Genomic DNA, 22,122 nt, shown 5'->3' with positions numbered 1-22,122 from the left:
CATCGCATTCGTCGCAGTTGGCTGGCAATGCCACAGCCTCTGCGCGCATGGGTATAGCCGGCGATGTGGATCGGTTGCGCACTTTTGCGCAGCCGTCGCCAAACAGCGCAAACATGCCGCGTGATGCGTAGCGCACTGCACTGCTGCAGACAGCACTGGGTCATGTTGTGGGCCCTGGATTGCCTAGAGTCCAGGCCGCTTCATTCCCCTGTCTGCCTGGAGCTTGCCATGTTTCGTTCCGCATCTATCGCCGTGACCGCCGCGCTGTGCGCTTGCGCACTGCCCGCCTTCGCCAGTGAAACCCTCAACAGCCGCACCGACGTGCTTGCCGCACTGGAAGCCGGCTACGACGTCAGCGTGAGCACGGACCTGAGCCGCTGCACACCGGAAGAGGGCACGCCGGTAAGCCGCACGCGTGGCGGCCGCCATATCGATGCGTATCGCATCACCGAGGACGGCAACGTGGCCTTCTCCGGCGCGCACTTCACAGTGGCCAACGACGGCAAGCCGATCCAGCAGTTCATGCGTTATCAGCTGCGCCCGGATGGCAGCGTGCGTTTCACCACTTACATGTACGACCTGCCCGGTCTGCAGCAGCGCGGCCCGGTACTGGCGTATCAGTGCGCGTTCAATGAGGGTGCGCGTTTCCACGCGGATTGAAGCGCTCGCGCGTGCTGCCAAAAAGGCGCGCTGGTTTGTTGACCTGCTGCAAGCAGGCGCCTTTGCGCCGCGCACGGAGCACGACCGCTAACGCGTGCTCCGCTACCACGCTGCACCCTGCACCCTGCACCCTGCACGCAACCACAGCCGCAGGCACCGGCAGCGCTATCGCCCTGCACGGCCCGTGACCGAACGCACACCCTCAGTGCTGCGCGGGTTCCTGCACCGCCACTGCGGTGGCGGGCGTGCTCTCCCAGCCGCCGCCCAGCGCCTTGAAGGCGGCTACCGCGCTGCGGGCCGCCTCGGTCTGCGCCTGCAGTTGCGCATCGGAGGTGCGCAGCAAGGCGTCGTCGGCGTTGAGGACTTCGATCAGGCTGACCACGCCCTTCTCGTAGGCTGCGGCGGAGGCGCCGCGTGCCTTGCCCAGCGCGTCCACGCCTTGTGCCAGCACGGTGGCCTGCTGCTCGCGTTTGACCAGCGCGGTGAGCGCGTTTTCCACATCTTCGGTGGCGCGCAGCACGGCGAGCCGGTAGGCGGCCAGCTGTTCGGCTTCCTGGCCCTTGGCCTGTGCGATCTGCGCGTTGATGCGGCCGAAATCGAACAGCCGCCAGCGCAGCCCGAGCACGCCCGCCGACTGCGCGGCGTCGCCGGTGAACAGGTTGGCGCCGGAGATGGCGGTGGCACTGCCGATCAATCCACTCAGCGAGAATTTGGGGTAGTACTCGGCCATGGCCACGCCGATGCGCGCGTTGGCCGCGGCCAGCCGGCGCTCGGCCACGATCAGGTCCGGCCGCCGCCGCAACAGATCGCCCGGCGAGGCGGCGCCGGTCACCTGCGGGGCGGTCGGGATCGGCGTGCTGGCCGCCAGTTCGGCCCGGTGGGTGCCGGGTGTGGCGCCCAGCATCACGTCCAGGGCGTTCATCGCGGCGGTAAGCGCGGTTTCCAGTGCGGGCACGCCGGCCTGGGCCTGGGTCAGCGCGCCCTGCGCCTGATGCACCTGCAGGTCGGCCGCCAGCCCCTTGCCCTGCAGCAGCGTCACCATGGCGAGCAGCTGCTGTTGGGTGGCGACCTGGCGCTGGGCCACCGCCAGCCGTGCCTGCAGGCCGCGGATGCTGATGTAGGTGTCGGCGGTCTGCGCCGCCACCGCCAGCCGCGTGGCGGCCGCACCGGCAGCGCTGGCCTGGTAATCGGCCAGTGCCGCCTGGCGGCCACGGCGCAGCCCGCCGAACACATCGATCTCCCAGCTGGCGTTGGCAGTGGCTTCGTAGACGCTGGCATAGCGGTCGAAGTCCGGGGTGTTGCGCAGCACCTGCCCGAGCGGGGTTTCCAGCGACTGGTAGGCGCGGGTGGCCTGGCCATTGATGCTGCCGGAGGGCAGCAGGGCGGCGTTGGCCGCGCCCAGCCCCGCGCGCGCCTGGGTCACGCGCGCGGCGGCCTGGGCCAGGTCCAGGTTCTGCGCCAGCGCCGCCGTGACATACCGGTCCAGGGCCGGGTCGCCAAAGCCGGCCCACCAGCGCGACAGATCGACCGGGGCAGCGGCGCTGCGCTGCTCGGCGGCGTCCTGGGCCAGGTAGCGGTCCGGCAGTGGGGCGTCGGGGCGAGCGTACTCGGGGCCGACCGCGCAGCCGGCAAGGCTGGCGGCAAGCAGCACGGTGAGGGTGCGCAAAGAGGGCATGGCGGGGCCGGTCTGGCAGTGGAAGTGTAGTGACTATAATACGGATCGGTCACTTTTGTATGTCCTGCGTCGGAGCGTTAAGCTGTGCGCATGAGCAAAGCATCCAGTTATCCCGTGTCGGGCCGCGGCCCGGCCGACCATGACGTGCGCGACCAGATCGTCAACGCCGCCACCGAGCATTTCAGACGCTATGGGTACGAGAAGACCGCCGTCTCGGACCTGGCCAAATCCATCGGCTTCTCCAAGGCATACATCTACAAGTTCTTCGAATCCAAGCAGGCCATCGGCGAGATGATCTGCACCAACTGCCTGCGCCAGATCGAGGACGAGGTGCGCGCCGCCGTGGACGAAACCGACTCGCCACCCGAGAAATTTCGCCGGATGTTCAAGGTGATCGTGGAGGCGAGCCTTCGGTTGTTCTTCGAGGATCGCAAGCTGTATGAGATTGCGGCCTCGGCGGCCACCGAGCGTTGGCAGTCGGTGCTGGCCTACGAGGAACGGGTGCTGGCGCTGCTGCAGGAGATCCTGCAACAGGGCCGCCAGGGCGGCGATTTCGAGCGCAAGACCCCGCTGGACGAAGCCACCCGGGCGCTCTACGTGCTGATCCGCCCGTACACCAATCCCGTGCTGATGCAGCACAGCCTGGACGTCATCGACGAGGTTCCCGGGCTGTTGTCGGGCCTGGTGTTGCGCAGCCTGTCGCCATAATTCGTTTGTGACTATTGACTGATTTGGTCACAAGTACCAAGATGCGAGCCATCCTAGAACTCCACTGGAACTCGCATGTGTCGGCGCCTTCTTGTTGTTGCATCCCTGCTGTGTGTGCTGCCGCTGGCGTTGGCCGGCTGTGGCGACAAGACCCCGGCTGATCCGCGCACCGCCACGCCGCTGGTGCGGGTGGCGACGGTGGGCGACGCCAGTTCGGCGGCGCGCAGCTTTTCCGGCACGGTGGCGGCGCGGGTCCAGAGCGATCTGGGCTTCCGCGTCTCCGGCAAGGTGTCCGAGCGCCTGGTCGATGCCGGGCAGCGGGTGACCCGCGGCCAGCCACTGCTGCGGATCGATCCGGTCGATCTCAAGCTCGCTGCCCAGGCGCAACAGGAAGCGGTGACTGCCGCGCGGGCGCGGGCGCAGCAGGCAGGCGAGGACGAAGCGCGCTACCGCGACCTGCGCGGTACCGGCGCCATTTCGGCCTCGGCCTACGACCAGATCAAGGCCGCCGCCGATGCCGCCAAGGCGCAGTTGAGCGCAGCGCAGGCGCAGGCCGATGTGGCGCGCAATGCCAACCGTTACACCGACCTGCTGGCCGACGCCGATGGCGTGGTCATGGAAACCCTGGTCGAACCCGGCCAGGTGGTTGCGGCCGGGCAGCCGGTGGTGCGGCTGGCGCATGCCGGGCGCCGCGAAGCCATCATCCAACTGCCGGAGACGCTGCGGCCGGTGGTGGGCTCAACCGCGCAAGCCACCTTGTTCGGCAATGCCGCGGTCACCGAGCCAGCCACGCTGCGCCAGTTGTCCGACAGCGCTGACCGGCTCACGCGCACGTTCGAGGCGCGCTACGTGCTTGGCGGTGCCTTGGCCGACGCGCCCCTGGGCACCACGGTGAGCATCCGCATTCCCGAAGCCGCCACCACGCAGGCGGGGGTGCAGGTGCCGCTGGGCGCGCTGTTCGATGCCGGCAAGGGCCCGGGCGTGTGGGTGATCGCCGGCACGCCGGCCAAGGTGGCGTGGCGGCCGGTGCGGGTGCTGCGCCTGGATGACGATCACGCCAATGTCGCCGGCACGCTCGCGCGCGGTGAGCGCATCGTTGCGCTGGGTGCGCATCTGTTGCGCGACGGGCAGCACGTGCGCGTTGCCGGCGCCACCGCCAAGCCCGCGCCTGCGGCAGGAGCGCAGCCGTGAGCGAAGGTCGCTTCAATCTCTCCGCGCTGGCGGTCCGCGAGCGCTCCATCACCTTGTTCCTGATCGTGCTGATCTCGCTGGCGGGCCTGGTGGCCTTCCTCAAGCTGGGGCGCGCGGAAGACCCGGCGTTCACCGTCAAGGTCATGACCATCATCACTGCCTGGCCCGGCGCCACGCCGCAGGAAATGCAGGAGCAGGTGGCCGAAAAACTCGAAAAGCGCATGCAGGAACTGCGCTGGTACGACCGCACCGAAACCTATACGCGCCCGGGCCTGGCGTTCACCACCTTGACGCTGCTGGACAGCACGCCGCCCGGTGAAGTGCAGGAGCAGTTCTACCAGGCGCGCAAGAAAGTTGGCGACGAAGCCGGCAACCTGCCGGCCGGTGTGATCGGGCCGATGGTCAACGACGAATACGCCGATGTCACCTTCGCGCTGTTTGCGCTCAAGGCCAAGGGCGAGCCGCAACGGCTGCTTGCCCGCGATGCGGAAACCATGCGCCAACGCCTGTTGCATGTGCCCGGCGTCAAGAAGGTCAACATCATCGGCGAACAACCCGAGCGCATCTTCGTCGAGTTCTCGCATGATCGCCTGGCCACGCTGGGCGTCAGCCCGCAGGACGTGTTTGCCGCGCTCAATGCGCAAAATGCATTGACGGCGGCCGGCTCGGTGGAAACGCGCGGGCCGGATGTGTTCATTCGCCTGGACGGCGCACTCGACAACCTGCAGAAGATCCGTGATACCCCGCTGGTGGTGCAGGGCCGCAGCCTGAAGTTGTCCGATATCGCCACCGTCAAACGTGGCTATGAAGACCCGTCCACGTTCATGATCCGCAGCGGCGGCGAGCCGGCCTTGTTGCTGGGCATCATCATGCGCGACGGCTGGAATGGCCTGGATCTGGGCAAGTCGCTCGACGCCGAAGTGGGCGCCATCAATGCCGAATTGCCGCTGGGCATGCAACTGAGCAAAGTCACCGACCAGGCGGTCAACATCGATGCGTCGGTGGGCGAGTTCATGACCAAGTTCTTCGTCGCGCTGCTGGTGGTGATGCTGGTGTGCTTCGTCAGCATGGGCTGGCGCGTGGGCATCGTGGTGGCGGCGGCGGTGCCGTTGACGCTGGCGGCGGTGTTCGTGGTGATGCTGGCCACCGGCAAGAATTTCGACCGCATCACGCTGGGTTCGTTGATTCTGGCGCTGGGCCTGTTGGTGGATGACGCCATCATTGCCATCGAAATGATGGTGGTGAAGATGGAAGAAGGCTACGGCCGCGTTGCAGCCTCGGCGTATGCGTGGAGCCACACCGCCGCACCAATGTTGTCCGGCACGCTGGTGACCGCAGTGGGCTTCATGCCCAATGGCTTTGCCGCCTCCACCGCTGGCGAATACACCAGCAACATGTTCTGGATCGTCGGCATCGCGTTGATCGCCTCGTGGGTGGTGGCGGTGGTGTTTACGCCGTATCTGGGCGTCAAGTTGCTGCCGGATCTGAAGAAGATCGAAGGCGGCCACGAAGCGATGTACAACACCCCGCGCTACAACCGTTTCCGCCATGCACTGGGGCGTGTGATTGCCCGCAAATGGCTGGTGGCAGGCTCGGTGGTGGGGCTGTTCGTGCTGTCCATCCTGGGCATGGGCGTGGTCAAGAAACAGTTCTTCCCGATCTCCGATCGCCCTGAAGTGTTGGTCGAAGTGCAACTGCCCTACGGCACTGCGATCACCCAGACAAGCGCGGCCACCGCCAAGGTGGAAGCATGGCTGTCCAAGCAGGCCGAGGCCAAGATTGTCACCGCGTATATCGGCCAGGGCGCGCCGCGCTTCTTCCTGGCCATGGGCCCGGAGTTGCCGGATCCCTCGTTCGCCAAGATCGTGATCCGCACCGACAGCCAGCACGAGCGCGATGCCTTGAAGCTGCGCCTGCGCGAGGCGGTTGCACAAGGCCTGGCTCCGGAAGCGCGCCTGCGGGTGACGCAACTGACCTTCGGGCCGTACTCGCACTTTCCGGTGGCATACCGGGTGAGTGGCGCCGACCCGGCCGTGGTGCGCGACATCGCCGCGCAGGTCAAGCAACGCATGCAGGACAGCCCGATGCTGCGCACCGTCAATACCGACTGGGGCACGCGCACGCCGACGCTGCACTTCACCCTGGATCAGGACCGCCTGCAGGCGGTGGGCTTGAGTTCCTCCGCGGTGGCCCAGCAGCTGCAATTCCTGCTCAGCGGCGTGCCGATCACGCTGGTGCGCGAAGACATCCGCAGTGTGCAGGTGGTGGCGCGTTCGGCGGGCGATATCCGCTTCGATCCGGCGCGCATTGCCGACTTCACGCTGGCCGGCGCCAACGGGCAGCGCATCCCGCTCTCGCAGGTGGGCAGCGTGGATGTGCGCATGGAAGAGCCGATCCTGCGCCGCCGCGACCGCGTGCCCACGATCACCGTCGGTGGCGATGTCGACGATGCCTTGCAGCCACCGGATGTGTCGGCGGCGATCACCCAGCAACTGCAGCCGCTCATCGCCTCGCTGCCGCCGGGTTATCACATCAAGGAAGCCGGTTCCATCGAGGAATCCGGCAAGGCCACCGCCGCGATGCTGCCGCTGTTCCCGATCATGCTGGCGATCACCTTGATCATCATCATCTTCCAGGTGCGGTCGATCTCGGCGATGGTGATGGTGTTTCTCACCAGCCCGCTCGGCCTGATCGGCGTGGTGCCAACGTTGATTGCCTTCCAGCAACCGTTCGGCATCAATGCGCTGGTGGGTTTGATCGCGTTGTCGGGCATCCTGATGCGCAACACGCTGATCCTGATCGGGCAGATCCACCACAACGAGGCCGAAGGTCTGGACCCGTTCCATGCGCTGGTGGAAGCCACTGTGCAACGTGCGCGCCCGGTGATTCTCACCGCGCTGGCGGCGATCCTGGCCTTCATCCCGCTCACCCATTCGGTGTTCTGGGGCACGCTGGCCTACACGCTGATCGGCGGCACCCTGGCCGGCACCATTCTCACCCTGGTGTTCCTGCCGGCGATGTATTCGATCTGGTTCAAGATCCGCCCGGACAACCACAGCGCAGCACCGGAGCCACTGCCTGCCTGAAGTGTCGCGGCGCCGGCCACCGGGCCGGCGCCGATTCGGTGACGCACGTTTGCGCTGCAGAAATATCGCGGTTCGCACGCCCACGGCTGCGGTGTCGCGTTATGTCACGCTCATTCCCATGCAAGGTCTCGCGCCGCAGTGCGTTGACCTGACGTGCTTCGTTTGCCCTTGAGCACACGCAGTGCATCGGCGGTGGATGCGGCCCATCCAGGCGTTTTTGCGGGTCGCCACAGTCCCCGTCGCGCGTGGCCGTGCGGTGGCCTCGGTAAGTCACTTACTTTTTCGTGCGTTCTTCTCATTGCGGCACGCGGCCCCAACACTGGTGACTTGACCACGTGATGAGGCACTGACACCGATGCGGATTGGAATCATTGGAACCGGCAATATCGGCGGCACCCTGGCGCGCAAGCTGCATGCCGCGCAACACGACGTCCGCGTTGCCAATTCGCGCGGTGAGCAGGGCGTGCGCGCGTTTGCGCAAGAGATCGGCGTCACCCCGGCGGATGTGCGCGAGGTGGTGCGCGATGTCGATGTGATCGTGCTTGCGATTCCATTGCCCGCCATTGCCGAGCTTGCAGCCGGGCTGTTCGACGCAGTGCCGCCACAGGTGCCGGTGATCGACACCAGCAACTATTACCCGGGCATGCGCGATGCGCGCATTGCCGCGCTCGACGCCGGCACGCCGGAAAGCGCCTGGGTGTCCGAGCAGATCGGCCGGCCGGTGATCAAGGCGTTCAACAACATTCTGGCCGACTCGCTGGCCGAGCGCGGCACCCCGGCCGGCAGTGCAGGGCGTCTGGCGGTCGCGGTGGCCGGCGACGATGCCGCCGCCAAGCAGACCGTGATGCAGCTGGTGGACCAGGTCGGTTTCGATCCTGTCGATGGTGGCGCGCTAGCCGACTCCTGGCGGCAGCAGCCAGGCACCCCGGCATATTGCTGCGACGACGACGCAGCGCGCATGCGCGCAGCGCTGGCCGCAGCGGTCCCGGGTGTGGCGCCGGGCAAGCGCGATCAGCTGCCGCAGTGGTTCGCCAAGCTCGGCCCCAATCCCAGCCATGCGCAGATCATTGCGATGAATCGTGCGTTGAACACCGCCGACTGAGCCTGCCGGTGCGTGCCACCGGGACGGCGCTGGAGTGCCGCCGGGTGAAGCGCTGGTCGGTGGGGCAGCGTGCTGCCAGTCTGGCGTCTATCGCCTGGCTAGCGCGTCCGCGTGGCGGCACTGCTTCAACCGGTAGCGCGTCTGTCAGATATCGTTGCCTTGATCAGCGCTTCTGCATCAGGCGTCACTGCCCTGATCGTCGCAAGCCCGTCTTCTGACACCGCCAGGCTGTGCAGCCGGCGCGTGACCTCAAGGCCGCTGTGGCCGGCGATTCACCCAGAACGGCCGCGCGGCCTCACAATAGGCGGCCAGTTCCGGAACGATGTCCCCATGCGCAAGACTTACCAGCTCAACCTCGAAGGCAAGAACCGCGACCGTCTGCTGGAAGCCAGCAAGAACGATATCCGCAAGTACATCCGCCGCGAGCGCCGCAAGGACCTGCCGGAAGGCGCCGATTACTGGGATTTCGATATGCGCTTTGGCGTGGACGAAGCCAGCGCCACGCCGCTGCCGCCGGCCGAGTTGATCCGGGCGATCAATGCGCTGACCAGCGAAGGCGGCGACCAATATTTCGTGGAGATCCTGCGCAAGCCGGGCAAGCGCACCCCGCGTGTAGCCGGCGAAAGCGACCACGGCGACGAGCTGGATTTCGAGCAGGACTAAGAGCGTCCCGTACCTGCGCGCTGCGGTAGTCCGGGCACTGCAGCGGCTACCTGACACTGCTGGATGACGGTGCAGGCCACGCAGGTCGCCGCACGTGCTGCGCTGCAAGCAGGCCCGCTGGACGTCACTGCATGCGCAGGCTTACCACGCGCCTACGCACCAGCCGCACCCCACTGGGGTTGAAGCGCACCATCGGCGCGCCGGTGTCAGTGCTGGTCGCCGGATGCCGCGGCGGCCTGGGCCGCGCGTAGCTTGTCCTTCTTGTTCGGTCGCTTGCCCTTGATGCCGCCGGTGGCGTCCGGCGCACGCGCGGTTGCATCGGTCTGCGCCGCGGCCATCGGCTCGAAGCCTGCCAACACCTCGATCGGTACGCGCACACCCTCACGTTTTTCGATCAGGCGCCACTGCGGCTGGCTCTCCGGTGTGACGAAGCTGATCGCGGTGCCGCTGGCACCGGCCCGCGCGGTGCGGCCGATGCGGTGGGTGTAGTCGACCGTGGCGCGGGGCAGGTCGTAGTTGAGCACCGCGGGCAGCGCGGCGATGTCGATGCCGCGCGCGGCCAGATCGGTGGCCACCAGCACCTGCACCTCGGCCTGTTTGAAGGCGTGCAGCGTGCGCTCGCGCCGGCCCTGGCTCAGGTCACCATGCAGCGGCAGTGCGGTGATGCCGGTTTTTTCCAGCTTCTCGGCGACTTTTTCAGCGGTGTGCCGACTGGCGACGAACACCAGCAGCTGCGGCCAGCCGTGGTCCTGCAGCAACTGCCGCACCAGCTGGGTGCGCAGGCCGGCGTCCACGGCGATGGCGCGCTGCGCGATCGCCGGGGCCTGCTCCGGGGTGGCCGCAATGGTGATGCGCAGCGGGTCGCGCAGGCGGCGCTTGGCCAAGACCGTGATCGCCGGCGGAAAGGTGGCCGAAAACAGCACGCTCTGCCGCTGCGCCGGCAGCAGCGCCAGGATGCGTTCGAGCTCGGCGCCAAAGCCCAGGTCGAGCAGGCGGTCGGCTTCGTCCAGCACCAGCGTGGCCACTGTGCCCAGCTGCAGCGCGTTGTGTTCCACCAGGTCCAGCAGGCGCCCCGGCGTGGCCACCACGATGTCGGCGCCGCCCCGCAATGCCATCAGCTGCGGGTTGATGGAGCTGCCGCCGGTGGCGGCGACGATCTTCAGCCGTCGCGGTAGATGCGCGGCCAGCTGCAGCAGGCTCTGCTCCACCTGGGCGGCCAGTTCGCGGGTGGGCACCAGGATCAAGCCACCGAGCACGCGCGGCGCCTGGTCTGGCGCCTGCATGCACTGTTGCAGCAGCGGCAGCGCATAGGCCAGCGTTTTGCCGGAGCCGGTCTGCGCCATGGCGATCAGGTCGCGCCCGGCCAGCATGGCCGGAATTGCCTGCTGCTGGATCGGCGTGGGCGTGTGGTGCCCGGCCTTGGCCAGTGCGGTATCGAAACAGGGCTGCAGCGTTGGCGACAGCGAGAGGTGGGCAAATGACATGCGGCGATTATCCGGCCATTTGCGGCGCAGCGGCTGACTGTGGGCGTGATGGGGGTTCTATGCCTGTGTCTGCGAAGGAAAACGGACGCTCCGGGGCCGGCATCAACGCAGGCGAGGGAGCGCGTCGTGGTGGCGCTATGCAGGCTGTTGTTCCGAGGTGTCTGCCGTGCAGCAGCATGCGGCTACCCATGCTGCGGTGTCGTGCTGTAGCGCAGCCAGGTGCAAAGGCGCGGCGCACTCGATCTGTCAGTGCAGGCACGCAAATGCCGCATGGGTTTGAGCATGCGGCGTGCCTGGCTTCCTCAGCTTACGGGCAAACAGCCTGAAAACCACTGGCGGAATTGCGTGCATCACTGCGCGCACAAACCAACATTCCGCACAGACGAATCGTCATGGGGAACTGCGGTGCAGCACGCAGTGCGGTTGCACGTCTTCAATAGGGTCTGGCGCAGAGCGCACGACAGCAGCAGGGCGCAAGGCAGCATCTAGCAGGTGCGCGGCCGCGGGGCGCTGCAACAGCCCAGTGACGCCATCTGGCGCCACTGGGCAACCACTCAGTTGGCCAATGCCAGATCGTCGATCAGTGCGCGCAGGAAACGCGCCGCTTCGCCGCCGGTGGCGGCGCGGTGGTCGAAGGTCAGCGACAGCGGCATGACCTTGTGGGTTTCCACCCCGCCCATCACCGGGGTGACCTGGTAGCGCGCACGGCCTGCGGCGACGATCGCCACGCACGGCGGCACCACCACCGGTGTGGCGTAGCGGCCGGCAAACATGCCGAAGTTGGACAGCGAGATGGTGTAGCCGCTCAGCTCGGACGCGGCGATGCTGCGGTTTTCCACCTGCTGGCGCAGGCGATTGATGCTCTCGCGGATGCCGTGCGCGTCCAGCATGTCGGCGTTGCGCAGTGCCGGCACGAACAGGCCTTCTTCGGTGTCCACCGCAATGCCGATGTCCACCTGCGGGTGCAGCGTGCGGCTCAGCGCCTCGCCGTCGAACCAGGCGTTGAGCGCGGGCACGGCCTGGCAGGCGCGCACGATGCCGCGCACCAGACGCACGGTGACGTCGTTGCCGGGTTGCCAGGCGTGCAGGTCGGCGTCGTCGTTGAGCGTGGTGGGCACCACCTTGCTGTGCGCATCGGCCATCACGCGTGCCATGTTGCGGCGCACGCCCTTGAGCTGTTCGGGCTGGCCCTTGACCAGGGTGCCCGGCGATTGCGTGCGCATCGGCTTGCCGCTGGCCGACAGCGTGGAGCGCGCCTGGTCGGCAGTGCGCGTGGTGTTGCTGGCCTGCGGCGACGTCGTGCCGGCTGCGGCCGGGCGCTGCCCATGATCACCGCCAAGGCTTGCCGCCGCTGCGCCGCCGATTGGCGCGATCACTGCGCCGCGCACGGCCTGCGCCGTGCCTGCCGCCGCTGCCTGCTTCACGTCTGCCAGCGTCACCGTGCCATCGGGGCCGGTGGCGCGCACCTGGGTCAGGTCCACGCGCAACTTGCGTGCGAGCGCGCGCACCACCGGCATGGCGCGCACGCCGCCCACGGCGATGGCCTGCTCGCTCTGCACGGCGTTGGAGCTCTGCATCGCGCCGACCACGGTGCCGGCATCGTCGCGGCCACCGTCGCTGTCGGCATCGGCAATCTCGCCGCCCTCATCGGAGGCCACCACGCGGGTGGTGGGGCCGGCCGCGCTTTCGCCGGTGCTTGGAGTCGGCGCTGCGGCAGGCGCGCCATGGCCATGCCCGTGGCCGGTATCCTGGCCGTCGGCACGCTGCGGCTGCGAGGCATCCAGCGCGAACTGCGCCAGCACCGCACCGGTGGTGATCACATCGCCGGCCGCGCCGGCCAGCTTGACCACGGTGCCGGAGAACGGCGAGGGCACTTCGACCACCGCCTTGGCGGTCTCCATCGACACTAGCGGGTCGTCCAGGCGCACGGGGTCGCCCTCCTTGACGAACCATTCGACGATCGTGGCGTCGGGCAGGCCTTCGCCCAGGTCGGGCAGGTGGAAATTCTTGGCTTCGCTCATGGCAGGTTCTCTTGCGCCGTCTGCAGCTGCGGCGTGGTGTCGTCGAGGAGTTCGAGGTCGGCGGCCGGCAGCCAGCCCTGCGTGCCATCGGCACGCTCGGACCACCACCACCCCCCGTGTTCGTAATGCAGCAGCACGTGCTCGCCCTGGTGGGCATCGAGCTCGCGTGCATCGTAATCACGCAGCGCTTCGGCTAGGCCGTCGCCCAGCGGGCGCAGCCAGGCCACCGGCGCCCAGCCGGCGTGGCCTTCGCCGGTGTTCACCCAGGCAAACGCCGGCCATTCTTCATCGCGCACCCCAATGGCGACCTGCTGGCCGGCATGGAAGCGGATCGGGTTGGCGTAAGCGGCGCGGTAGTCGCAAAGCAGGCGGGCGCGCATGTCAGCCGGCAGCCACCGCGCGGCGGGCGGCGGTGACGATGCGCTCCACGCTGGGCAGGAACTTCATCTCCAGCCGGAACAGCGGGATATGCGTGTCATAGCCGGTCACCCGTTCCACCGGGGCGAGCAGGTCGTACATCGATTTTTCGGCCAGCTGCGCAGCGATCTCCGCACCGAAGCCGGCGGTGCGCGGGGCTTCCTGCACGATCACGCAGCGGCCGGTCTTGGCGACCGATTCGGCAATGGTGTCGAAATCCAGCGGGCGCAGCGTGGCCACGTCGATGACTTCGGCGCTGATGCCTTCGCCGGCCAGTTTGTCGGCTGCTTCCAGCGCTTCCTTCACCTGCGCGCCCCAGGTCACCAGGGTGACGTCGGTGCCGTCGCGCAGCACGAAGCAGACATCCAGCGGCAGCGCTTCGCCGTCATTGGCCACCACTTCCTTGTACTGGCGGTAGATGCGCTTGGGCTCCATGTAGATCACCGGATCCGGGTCGCGGATCGCGGCCAGCAACAGGCCGTAGGCACGCTGCGGCGAGGACGGCAGCACCACACGCAAACCGGGCACGTTGGTGAAGATGGCTTCGTTGGCCTCGCTGTGATGTTCCGGTGCGCGGATGCCGCCGCCCCACGGCACGCGCAGCACCATCGGGCAATGCAGGCGGCCACGGGTGCGGTTGCGCAGGCGTGCGGCGTGGCAGATCAGGTGATCGACCATGGGATACACGAAGCCGTCGAACTGCGCTTCGGCCACCGGCTTCATGCCTTGCGCGGCCAGGCCGACGCTCAGCCCGGCGATGGTGGTTTCATCCAGCGGCGTGTCGAGCACGCGCGCGCTGCCGAAGCGCTGCTGCAGGCCGGCGGTGGCGCGGAACACGCCGCCGTTGACGCCCACGTCCTCGCCCAGCACCAGCACCGCGGGGTCGTGTTCCAGCTCCCAGGCCAGCGCCTGGGTGATGGCTTCGATCAGGGTGATGGGCGAACTCATGGCGATCTCTCCGCGCGTGGCAGCGGCGTTGTAAGGGGCACTGGCCTGCTGTGAGCCGGCGAGCTGTGCGTGGTTGAGCTCATCCATGACGGGCCTCCAGGGCGATGACCTCGGCGCGCTGGGCCAGTAGTTCGGCCGGCGGGTCGCCGTACAGATAATCGAACATCGCTTCCACCGGCTGCACCGGGGTATTGAGGTACGCATTGACCTCTTCGTCGATGCGCGCGCCGCACTCGGCCTTCCAGGCGTCTTCCTGCGCCTCGTCCCACAGACCTTGCGCGGTGAGATAGCGGCGCAGGCGCAGCATCGGTTCGCGTGCCCAGGCCTGCTTCACTTCGTCCTCGCCACGATAGCGGCGGGCGTCGTCGGCGGTGGTGTGGTCGGTGAGGCGATAGGTGAGGAATTCGATCACGGTGCCGCCATCGCCGGCCAGGGCGCGCGCACGTGCCTGGCGCATGGCTTCGAGCACGGCGATGAGGTCGTTACCGTCCACCTGCAGGCAATGCAGGCCGCCGGCCAGGCCCTTCTGTGCCAGCGTCTGCGCACCGGTCTGCGCCGAGCGCGGCACCGAGATCGCCCAGCCGTTGTTGATCACGCACAGGATCAGCGGCAGCTTGTAGGCGCCGGCCGAGTTGAGCGCGGCGTAGAAGTCGGTCTTGGAGCTGCCGCCATCGCCGCAGCACGCCACCGCCACCTGCGCCTTGCCCTGCAGCTTGAACGACAGCGCCGAGCCGGCCGCGTGCAGGCATTGGGTGGAAATCGGCACGCAGATCGGGAAGTCGATCGCCGCATCGGCATCGCGCGGGTAGTCGCTGCCGCGCTCGTCGCCGCCCCAGTACAGCAGCACATCGCGTGGACGCACGCCGCGTTCGAACATGGTGCCATATTCACGGTAGCTGGGCGCGAACACATCGCCGCTGCGCATCGAGGCACCGATGCCCACATGGGTGGCCTCGTGGCCCAGGCTGGCGGCGTAGGTGCCGAGCTTGCCGGTGCGCTGCAGCGCGATCGACTTGCTGTCGAAGGTGCGCACGAACAGCATGCGCTTGAACAGGGCGAGCAACTGTTGCGGGTTGGCGGCGTCGGCCGGCAGATCGTCGCGGACCAACTGGCCGTCCGCGTCCATGTATTGCAGATATTCGATTTCGAACTGCGCGGCTACGCTCATTGCGGCGACACCTTCATCAAGAAGTTTCAAATGATATGAGTTGCGATGTTAAGGACGGCGAAGCAAAAAGCTGTCCTGCACCGCAGCACACAATGATGCTGGGTTGCACAAAAAAAAGGGCACGGACCAGGCCGCGCCCTTTGCCACAGTTGAAAACTGCGACGTGTTGCAGTGCGATCAACGCAGCCCGGCGCCGCCTCCGATCGGGGTGCTGATCCGCGCAGCGTTGTCGGCCGGGTTCGCATCCGGTGAACTGGAGCTGGCTGTGGCCTGCACCTGCACCGCGCGTTCGGCCGGGATCGGCTTGGTCGCCACGCTCAGCTGGAAGGCGGTCTGCGCACCGGGCTGCAGCGCAGCCGCAGTGGTGCAGACGAACACCGCACTGCGCAGCGACTGCAGCTGCTTGTCGCAGCGCCAGCCGCGTGGGGCCACCAGCAGCGACAGCGCAGACAGCGTGTTGCCCTCCACGCGCACGCTGACGCCGGTTGCCGGTGCGTTGCCGCGGTTGTCCACCAGCACGCGATAGCTCGCGTTGAAGGCGGTGGTCGGCAGGCTGGCGGGGCCTTCCAGACGCACCGCCAGATCGCTGCGCAACCGGGCCTGCACGGCCACCTTGGCGGTGTCGGTGTTGTTGTCCGGCTGCGGGTCGGGCGATTGAGAGGCGACCGAGGCGGCCAGGGTGAGGGTGCGGCCCGCCAGGTCCGCACCGGCATCCAGCTGCACGGTGAAGCTCTGCGCGTTGCCGGCGGCCAGGAGCGGGATGTTGCAGGTGAACGTGGTCTGCGTGGCATTGGTTAGGTTTTGGCAGATCCAACCGGCGGGCGCGGTGATGCGGGCTTGCACCGGGAGGTCGAACACCAGCGCGAGCGCTGTGAACGGTGCCCGATCCGGACCGCCGTTTTCCACATCCACGGTGTAGTCGATGCGCTCGCCTTCGAGCACCTGATCACGTGCTGCAGTGACCGCTACGCGCATGTCTGCATGCACCTGCGGCGTCATGCGCAACAGCACCACGGTGGGATCGTGATCGGAAAGACGCGTGGGCGTATTGGCATCGTTGCGCGCGGTGCCGGGGAAGTCGGCATTGATGCGTGCGTGGCCCACCGACAACGAGGCGATGTTGGATGCGCGCATCAAGGCGTCGTTGGCCAGGATGTGGTCCAGCGACTGCACGTTGCCGTCGAACGCATACGAGTAACTCTGGTCCGGTGTGTTGAACCAGGTCAGGTCGGTGTAGTCCGGGTCAACCAGATCGATACCATCACCGCTGACCACCGTCTGCGCATCCGCGGCCGGCTTGCCGGTGACCGTGCCCATCGCGTCCACATAGCCATCGTTGAACTCGAAGGCGTTGAAGTCGCCCATCACCAGCACGCGTTCGGCCGGATCCAGCTGCTGGCGCGCCTGCAGCAAACGCGCCAGGTAGCTGGCCTGCGCCTGGCGCTTGGCCCGGATGCGGGTGCCGGCGGCGTCATCGGTTTCGGCGCCGTTGAGCGAGCGCTGATGCACCACGATGGTGGTCAGCGGCAGCACGCGGCCGTCGGCCTGATGCACGCGGGTGCTGAGCACCAGCGGCGGGCGGTCGTTGAGCAGGCTCACCGCGCCGCCCGGTTCGGTCCAGGTGGTGGCCTTGCCTTCCTGCGCCACCGAAACCACTTCGACGCGCGGTACACCGCCGCTGACGTCGGCAGTCTTGACCAGGAAGCCGACGTCGATGCCGCCAACGTCATTGCCTTCCTGCAGATACGCCACGTACTTGGGATCCTGCTGGCCGGCGGCCACGGCGTCGGCGTTGATGCGGGCAGCCAGGGTCTGCAGCACGCTGATGTTTTCCACTTCCACCGTGCCCAGGATGTCGGGCGTGTGCAGGTAGTTGCGGATCGCCAGCGAGGCCTTGTTGAGGCGGGCCTGGAATGCAGCCGGGGTGAGTACCGGCTCGCCGATCGCCGGGTCGTTCTGGTCGTCGAAGAAGCGCTCCATGTTGTAAGTGGCCACGGCCACGTCGTCGGCTTGCGGCCGCGGCGCCGGACGCGGCTGGTCGGCACCGGTGCAGCTCACCTGCGGGGTGCGTTCCGGGTACAGCGTGTAGCGGCGGAAGCTGTAATCCAGCGGGCCGACGACGTTGAACACGCGGCAGCCGGCGGCCAGATCCAGGCGCTCGGCGCCCACCCCGGCACTGCCGACGGCGATCACTTCCGGATTGGTGTTCCAGCGCGGCACGCCCGCCGGCGAGCCGGCCGGCAAGGGGTCGGGCAGTTGCACGCCGGGCTCGCGGAAGGCGCGCGGCAATTCGCTGACCACGGCATGGAAAACGCCGTTGCTGGTGGCGGTGGCGGTGGTCTCGTTGACGTTGCCGCCGGTGGGCGCATTGACGGTGAGGCTGGGCGCCGCCACGCGCATGCCTTCCAGCGCTTCGAGCTGATCAAAGGCGCCATTCGGGTTGGGCAGGGCCGCGCTCAGCAGCACGGGCTCAGGCAGCGCATTGCCGGTGGAATCCAGCAGCACGGTCAGGGTGCCGCCAATTTCGGTCAGCGGCGGCTGGGTCGGGTCGGCGGTGGGCACGTATTCGATCACCGTGCCCTGCACGCGCACCCGGTTGCCGATGGCGGCGGTGTCCGGCGGGGCGCTGCCGGTATAGACGTAGACGCCCTCGGAGGTGGCCGTGTCGGCATCGGCTTCGGCCGTGGGCGCCTGCAGGAAGAAACCGGCGCTGCGGCGCGCAGTGACGATCCCGGAGGTCGCCACTACCTGGCCTTCCAGCGGCGAGCGTGCGCCCTTGCGCTGGATGGCGTGGATCGGCAGCAGCTGGAAATCGTCGTTGACGATGGTGCCGGTGGCGCTCAGCGTAGCCGGCAGCGCGCCGGTGAGGCCGCTGATCTGCAGGGTGAAGGTTTCATCGGGTTCGGGCGTGGTGTCACCCAGCACCTCTACCGCGACGGTCGCAGTGCGCTCGCCTGCGGCGATCTGCACGCTGGTGGCGGGCAGGGCCACGTAGTCGCTGCCGGCCATGGCGGTGCCATTGGCGGTGGCGGCGGTGAAGCGCACGCCACCGGCACCGGCCGGCTGGCTCAGGCTCAGCGTGAACACGACGCTGCGGCTGCCGGCGTTGCCTTCGGCCTGGCTGACATCGGCCAGCGTGGCGATCGGCTGGCCGCCACCGCTGCACAGCCGTGCGCCGCTGGCGGCATTGCGCGGGGCCGGGGCGCCAGCGGCGAAATCGGCGGCGTTGTTGTTGGTGTCGCTGCAGCCTTCGCTGCCACGCAGCACCGCCAGCGTGTTGCTGGGCGCCGGGGCGGGCGCGTTGCCTTCGGCGCAGCTGGCATTGCTGCCGTAGCCGACCAGATCAGCGTATTCGGTGGGGCAGGTGCCGCTCAGCGCGGCGGTACTGTTGCGCAACGCCACCTTGCCGGCAGTGCCGCTCATGGCCAGCGTGCCGGTGGCATCGGGCGTGGGCAGCGCAACGCTGCCGCCGCTGCCATCGGCCTGTTTGATCAGGTAATAGCCACCGGCCGGCACCGTGCCCGCCAATGGCGTGGTCTGCCAGCTGCTGCCGGCGGCCGAGGCGTATTGCACCGACCAGCCGTCCAGGCTGACCGTGGTGGTGCCGGTGTTGTGCAGCTCGATGAAATCGCTGCGGAGGGTGGCGCCACTGTTGCCGCCACCGCCGTAGACCTGGCTGATAACGACTTCGGCGCTGGCGTGGCCGGCAAACGCCAGCGCACAGACGAATAAGGCTGCACGACGCTGCAACACTTGCATGAGATGAGAGTCCCCTGATCCTTGAGACGTGGAGCGCTCCCCTGATCCGGCCACGTCCCTGGCCGGCAGCGCTGTTCGATTCTGCATGAATTTGCAGGCTCAGGTTGACGATAGGGTGACACCGGCGCAGCGGCTGCGACTGAGCCTGTGGAGAGAGTCGGTTTTTTCAGCAGTGAAGGACCGCCGGGCGCGACTGCAAGCGGCATGGCAGAGCCCGCCGGTGCTTGGCGGTGCCTGCGCTGCTGCCGCGCCAGTCAGGCTTCCAGTCCGAGCCGATCTTCAGCACCAAGCACCAGCGACGCGCATTCTTTTCCGAATCCCGAATCCCGAATCCCGATTCCCACCCCGCTGCCAAGCCGGCCCCACCGCGCTACCCTTGCCTGCCCATCGTCAGCGCTTTCCCATGCCCGTCGACAAGAACCTGCGTGACCTGGAACCCGGCATCCACACCGATCTGGAAGGGCGGCTGACCTACGGCGGCTACCTGCGCCTGGACCAGTTGCTGAGTGCGCAGCAGCCCTTGTCCGAGCCGGCGCACCACGACGAAATGCTGTTCATCATTCAGCACCAGACCTCCGAGCTGTGGCTGAAACTGCTGGCCCACGAGCTGCGCGCGGCCATCGTGCACCTGCAGCGCGACGAGGTCTGGCAATGCCGCAAGGTGCTGGCGCGCAGCAAGCAGGTGCTGCGCCAGCTGACCGAGCAGTGGTCGGTGCTGGAAACGCTGACCCCCAGCGAGTACATGGGGTTTCGCGATGTGCTCGGCCCCTCGTCGGGCTTCCAGTCGCTGCAATACCGCTACATCGAGTTCCTGCTGGGCAACAAGAATCCGCAAATGCTGCAGGTGTTCGCCTATGACCCTGCCGGCCAGGCACGGCTGCGCGAAGTACTGGAAGCCCCTAGCCTGTACGAAGAATTCCTACGTTACCTGGCGCGCTTCGGGCATGCGATTCCGCAGCAATACCAGGCCCGCGACTGGACCGCCGCGCACGTGGCCGACGACACGCTGCGGCCGGTGTTCGAGCGCATCTACGAAAATACCGACCGCTACTGGCGCGAATATTCGTTGTGCGAAGACCTGGTGGATGTGGAAACCCAATTCCAGCTGTGGCGCTTCCGGCACATGCGCACGGTGATGCGGGTGATCGGCTTCAAACGCGGCACCGGCGGCTCCAGCGGCGTGGGGTTCCTGCAGCAGGCCCTGGCACTGACCTTCTTCCCGGAGCTGTTCGACGTGCGTACGTCCGTAGGCGTGGACAACCGACCGCCGCAGGGGAGTGCGGACGCTGGGAAGCGCTGAGCGAGGCAAAAAGCTTGGCAACGCAGGGGGGGCGCTGAAGCTCGGGAGAGCACTTACTCGGGAAAGCACTTAGTGGAGAAGTCGCACGAAGCCCCTCTCCCGGCGGGAGAGGGGTTGGGGTGAGGGTACGGGCCTCATCCCCGGGATCAGCTACTTGCTGATGCTCGTACTTCGGCGATCGGCACCAACCAGCGACATCGCACCCTCATCCGCCCTGCGGGCACCTTCTCCCGGCGAGAGGAGGGGAAGCGGGCATGCGGCGGTGGGAGATGCGGGCGTTTCCACCCATCCCCATCAGGTCGCCGAGTCCGGCGAATTTGACGCGTACATGACGTCTAAGTGATCCTCGCGCGTCGCCCCGGGTTCGCCCCAGGCACCCAGCCATTACTGAATACGCAAGGGATACTTCATGAGCGTTGACGCTGCCGCGCCGACTTCCGCTTCCACTCCGCCGCAACCGCCTGCGCCTCCCCAGTTCCCCACCTTGCTCGGCCACCCCCGGCCGCTGTGGATGCTGTTCATGACCGAATTCTGGGAACGCTTTGCGTTCTACGGCATTCGTTGGGCGCTGGTGCTGTACATCGTGGCGCAGTTCTTCGGCGGCGAAGCCAGCGGCCAGGCCCCGGCCGGGCGCACCTACGGCGCCTATCTGGCGCTGGTGTACGCGGCGGCGATCTTCGGCGGCTACGTGGCCGACCGGGTGCTCGGCTACCAGCGCTCCATTCTGGTGGGCGCGGCGGTGATGGCCACGGGCCTGTTCCTGATCGCGGTGCCCAACCATGTGGTGTTCGAGATCGGCCTGGCCACGGTCGTGGTGGGCAACGGGCTGTTCAAACCCAACATCTCCACCATGGTCGGCAAGCTGTATTCGGTGGCCGACCCGCGCCGCGACAGCGGGTTCACCATCTTCTACATGGGCATCAACCTCGGCGCGATGATCTCGCCGGTGCTGACCCAGCTGCTGGCCGAAAAGGTCTTCGGCACCGAAGCCATGCCGTCCTACAAGATGGTGTTCATGGCCTCGGGCGTGGGCATGCTGATCAGCCTGGTCTGGTTCTGGATCGGCCGCCGTCAGCTGGCCGGCATCGGCGCCCCGGCGCCCAACGCGCAGGGCATGGGCCGTGTGCTGATGGTGCTGGGCGGCTGCCTGGTGTCGATCCCGGTGGTGTATTTCCTGCTGGCAGTCGGCGCGGATGTGCTGCAGGCGGTGCTCACGGTGCTGTTCATCGGCCTGTCGGTGCTGCTGTTGATCGAAGGCATCCGCGAGGGCAAGGTGCAGCGCGACAAGGTGATCGCGATGCTGATCATCTTCGCCTTCAACGTGCTGTTCTGGATGTTCTTCGAACAGGCCGGTAGCTCGTTCACCTTCCTGGCCGACAACATCGTCAACCGCACGTTCGGCGATTGGACCTTCCCCACCGCCTGGTTCCAGTCGGTGAACTCCATCGCCATCATCGCCCTGGCGCCAGTGATCGCCTGGATCTGGGTCAAGTCCGGCCGCTTCAATCCGTCCATTCCGCGCAAGTTCGGCCTGGGCCTGATCTTCAACGGTCTGGCGTTCCTGCTGCTGATGTTTGCGCTCTCCAGCCTGGTGAGCGACGCCGGCAAGATCCCGTTCTGGACCTTGTTCATGGTCTACGTGATTCAGTCGGTGGGTGAGCTGTGCCTGTCGCCCATCGGCCTGTCGATGGTGACCAAGCTGGCCCCGGTGCGTCTGGTCGGTTTCGGGATGGGCGGCTGGTTTTTGTCTACCGGCATCGGCAACAACCTGTCGGGTATTTTTGCCGGCCATGTCAGCGGTAGCGAAGGCATGAGCGTGTCCTCGGCCCTGGGCGGGTATACCTTCGGGTTCTGGGCCCTGCTGGGCGCTGGCGCGTTGCTGTTCCTGATCGCGCCGTTGATCAACAAACTGATGCATGGTGTGAAGTGAGGAGAACCGC

Annotated in this window: 15 protein-coding genes; 8 read left to right on the top strand and 7 right to left on the bottom strand. The window is 67.2% G+C overall.

What is annotated here, in order from left to right:
• The first annotated feature begins 228 nt into the window (after positions 1-228).
• Positions 229-660, top strand: a complete 432-nt coding sequence (locus tag ACCQ01_RS20235) for a VirK family protein (protein WP_115576010.1) — start codon at positions 229-231, stop codon at positions 658-660.
• 202 nt (positions 661-862) lie between these two features.
• On the opposite strand, the gene ACCQ01_RS20230 is transcribed toward ACCQ01_RS20235, so the two are convergent.
• Positions 863-2,335: an efflux transporter outer membrane subunit gene (locus ACCQ01_RS20230; protein WP_040940471.1), complete on the bottom strand. Its 1,473-nt coding sequence runs from the start codon at positions 2,333-2,335 to the stop codon at positions 863-865.
• 90 nt (positions 2,336-2,425) lie between these two features.
• On the opposite strand from ACCQ01_RS20230, the gene ACCQ01_RS20225 reads away from it, so the two are divergent.
• The 5 genes from ACCQ01_RS20225 to ACCQ01_RS20205 all read left to right on the top strand — a co-directional run bounded on the left by ACCQ01_RS20225 (position 2,426) and on the right by ACCQ01_RS20205 (position 9,085).
• Positions 2,426-3,043 carry a TetR/AcrR family transcriptional regulator gene (locus tag ACCQ01_RS20225; protein WP_164497988.1) on the top strand — a complete coding sequence of 206 codons (618 nt, stop codon included), beginning with the start codon at positions 2,426-2,428 and terminating at the stop codon, positions 3,041-3,043.
• 75 nt (positions 3,044-3,118) lie between these two features.
• Positions 3,119-4,234: an efflux RND transporter periplasmic adaptor subunit gene (locus ACCQ01_RS20220; protein WP_228433095.1), complete on the top strand. Its 1,116-nt coding sequence runs from the start codon at positions 3,119-3,121 to the stop codon at positions 4,232-4,234.
• Positions 4,231-7,320 (top strand): efflux RND transporter permease subunit, encoded by a 3,090-nt coding sequence (locus ACCQ01_RS20215; protein ID WP_228433096.1) that lies wholly within the window; start codon positions 4,231-4,233, stop codon positions 7,318-7,320. The genes ACCQ01_RS20220 and ACCQ01_RS20215 overlap by 4 nt, the downstream gene beginning before the upstream one ends.
• 355 nt (positions 7,321-7,675) lie before the next feature.
• Positions 7,676-8,422 carry an NADPH-dependent F420 reductase gene (locus tag ACCQ01_RS20210; RefSeq protein ID WP_115556918.1) on the top strand — a complete coding sequence of 249 codons (747 nt, stop codon included), beginning with the start codon at positions 7,676-7,678 and terminating at the stop codon, positions 8,420-8,422.
• A gap of 330 nt (positions 8,423-8,752) precedes the next feature.
• Positions 8,753-9,085, top strand: a complete 333-nt coding sequence (locus tag ACCQ01_RS20205; protein WP_042597375.1) for a DUF6172 family protein — start codon at positions 8,753-8,755, stop codon at positions 9,083-9,085.
• A gap of 206 nt (positions 9,086-9,291) precedes the next feature.
• On the opposite strand, the gene ACCQ01_RS20200 is transcribed toward ACCQ01_RS20205, so the two are convergent.
• The 6 genes from ACCQ01_RS20200 to ACCQ01_RS20175 form a co-directional block, all read right to left on the bottom strand.
• Positions 9,292-10,569, bottom strand: coding sequence for a DEAD/DEAH box helicase (locus ACCQ01_RS20200; RefSeq protein ID WP_228433097.1), 1,278 nt, complete (start codon positions 10,567-10,569; stop codon positions 9,292-9,294).
• Positions 10,570-11,123: 554 nt separating this feature from the next.
• A complete protein-coding gene (locus ACCQ01_RS20195; RefSeq protein WP_228433098.1) occupies positions 11,124-12,590 on the bottom strand; it encodes a dihydrolipoamide acetyltransferase family protein in 1,467 nt (488 codons plus the stop codon).
• Positions 12,587-12,970, bottom strand: coding sequence for an SH3 domain-containing protein (locus ACCQ01_RS20190; RefSeq protein WP_040940478.1), 384 nt, complete (start codon positions 12,968-12,970; stop codon positions 12,587-12,589). The genes ACCQ01_RS20195 and ACCQ01_RS20190 overlap by 4 nt, the downstream gene beginning before the upstream one ends.
• Position 12,971: 1 nt before the next feature.
• Positions 12,972-14,042 (bottom strand): alpha-ketoacid dehydrogenase subunit beta, encoded by a 1,071-nt coding sequence (locus ACCQ01_RS20185; RefSeq protein ID WP_042597370.1) that lies wholly within the window; start codon positions 14,040-14,042, stop codon positions 12,972-12,974.
• On the bottom strand, positions 14,035-15,123 hold the full coding sequence (pdhA, locus tag ACCQ01_RS20180) for a pyruvate dehydrogenase (acetyl-transferring) E1 component subunit alpha (RefSeq protein ID WP_042597367.1): 1,089 nt from the start codon (positions 15,121-15,123) through the stop codon (positions 14,035-14,037). Before pdhA ends, ACCQ01_RS20185 begins: the two co-directional genes overlap by 8 nt.
• Before the next feature lie 177 nt (positions 15,124-15,300).
• A complete protein-coding gene (locus tag ACCQ01_RS20175; protein WP_228433099.1) occupies positions 15,301-18,882 on the bottom strand; it encodes a lamin tail domain-containing protein in 3,582 nt (1,193 codons plus the stop codon).
• Positions 18,883-19,285: 403 nt separating this feature from the next.
• On the opposite strand from ACCQ01_RS20175, the gene ACCQ01_RS20170 reads away from it, so the two are divergent.
• Positions 19,286-20,182 carry a tryptophan 2,3-dioxygenase gene (locus ACCQ01_RS20170; RefSeq protein WP_011035685.1) on the top strand — a complete coding sequence of 299 codons (897 nt, stop codon included), beginning with the start codon at positions 19,286-19,288 and terminating at the stop codon, positions 20,180-20,182.
• A gap of 409 nt (positions 20,183-20,591) precedes the next feature.
• The gene (locus ACCQ01_RS20165) at positions 20,592-22,112 is read left to right on the top strand and encodes a peptide MFS transporter (protein WP_040940481.1); all 1,521 of its coding nucleotides are present in this window, start codon (positions 20,592-20,594) and stop codon (positions 22,110-22,112) included.
• The last annotated feature ends 10 nt before the right edge of the window (positions 22,113-22,122 follow it).

This window comes from Xanthomonas sp. NCPPB 4037 (assembly GCF_041475695.2).
In the GTDB taxonomy this organism is placed as follows: domain Bacteria; phylum Pseudomonadota; class Gammaproteobacteria; order Xanthomonadales; family Xanthomonadaceae; genus Xanthomonas; species Xanthomonas campestris.
This window is presented reverse-complemented; position numbering and strand designations above follow the sequence as displayed.

Excerpts from the sequence above, each read along its gene's own strand:
- ACCQ01_RS20235 (WP_115576010.1), top strand. The coding sequence starts at position 229 with ATGTTTCGTTCCGCATCTATCGCCGTGACCGCCGCGCTGTGCGCTTGC.
- ACCQ01_RS20230 (WP_040940471.1), bottom strand. The coding sequence starts at position 2,335 with ATGCCCTCTTTGCGCACCCTCACCGTGCTGCTTGCCGCCAGCCTTGCC.
- ACCQ01_RS20225 (WP_164497988.1), top strand. The coding sequence starts at position 2,426 with ATGAGCAAAGCATCCAGTTATCCCGTGTCGGGCCGCGGCCCGGCCGAC.
- ACCQ01_RS20220 (WP_228433095.1), top strand. The coding sequence starts at position 3,119 with ATGTGTCGGCGCCTTCTTGTTGTTGCATCCCTGCTGTGTGTGCTGCCG.
- ACCQ01_RS20210 (WP_115556918.1), top strand. The coding sequence starts at position 7,676 with ATGCGGATTGGAATCATTGGAACCGGCAATATCGGCGGCACCCTGGCG.
- ACCQ01_RS20205 (WP_042597375.1), top strand. The coding sequence starts at position 8,753 with ATGCGCAAGACTTACCAGCTCAACCTCGAAGGCAAGAACCGCGACCGT.
- ACCQ01_RS20200 (WP_228433097.1), bottom strand. The coding sequence starts at position 10,569 with ATGTCATTTGCCCACCTCTCGCTGTCGCCAACGCTGCAGCCCTGTTTC.
- ACCQ01_RS20195 (WP_228433098.1), bottom strand. The coding sequence starts at position 12,590 with ATGAGCGAAGCCAAGAATTTCCACCTGCCCGACCTGGGCGAAGGCCTG.
- ACCQ01_RS20190 (WP_040940478.1), bottom strand. The coding sequence starts at position 12,970 with ATGCGCGCCCGCCTGCTTTGCGACTACCGCGCCGCTTACGCCAACCCG.
- ACCQ01_RS20185 (WP_042597370.1), bottom strand. The coding sequence starts at position 14,042 with ATGGATGAGCTCAACCACGCACAGCTCGCCGGCTCACAGCAGGCCAGT.
- pdhA (WP_042597367.1), bottom strand. The coding sequence starts at position 15,123 with ATGAGCGTAGCCGCGCAGTTCGAAATCGAATATCTGCAATACATGGAC.
- ACCQ01_RS20175 (WP_228433099.1), bottom strand. The coding sequence starts at position 18,882 with ATGCAAGTGTTGCAGCGTCGTGCAGCCTTATTCGTCTGTGCGCTGGCG.
- ACCQ01_RS20170 (WP_011035685.1), top strand. The coding sequence starts at position 19,286 with ATGCCCGTCGACAAGAACCTGCGTGACCTGGAACCCGGCATCCACACC.
- ACCQ01_RS20165 (WP_040940481.1), top strand. The coding sequence starts at position 20,592 with ATGAGCGTTGACGCTGCCGCGCCGACTTCCGCTTCCACTCCGCCGCAA.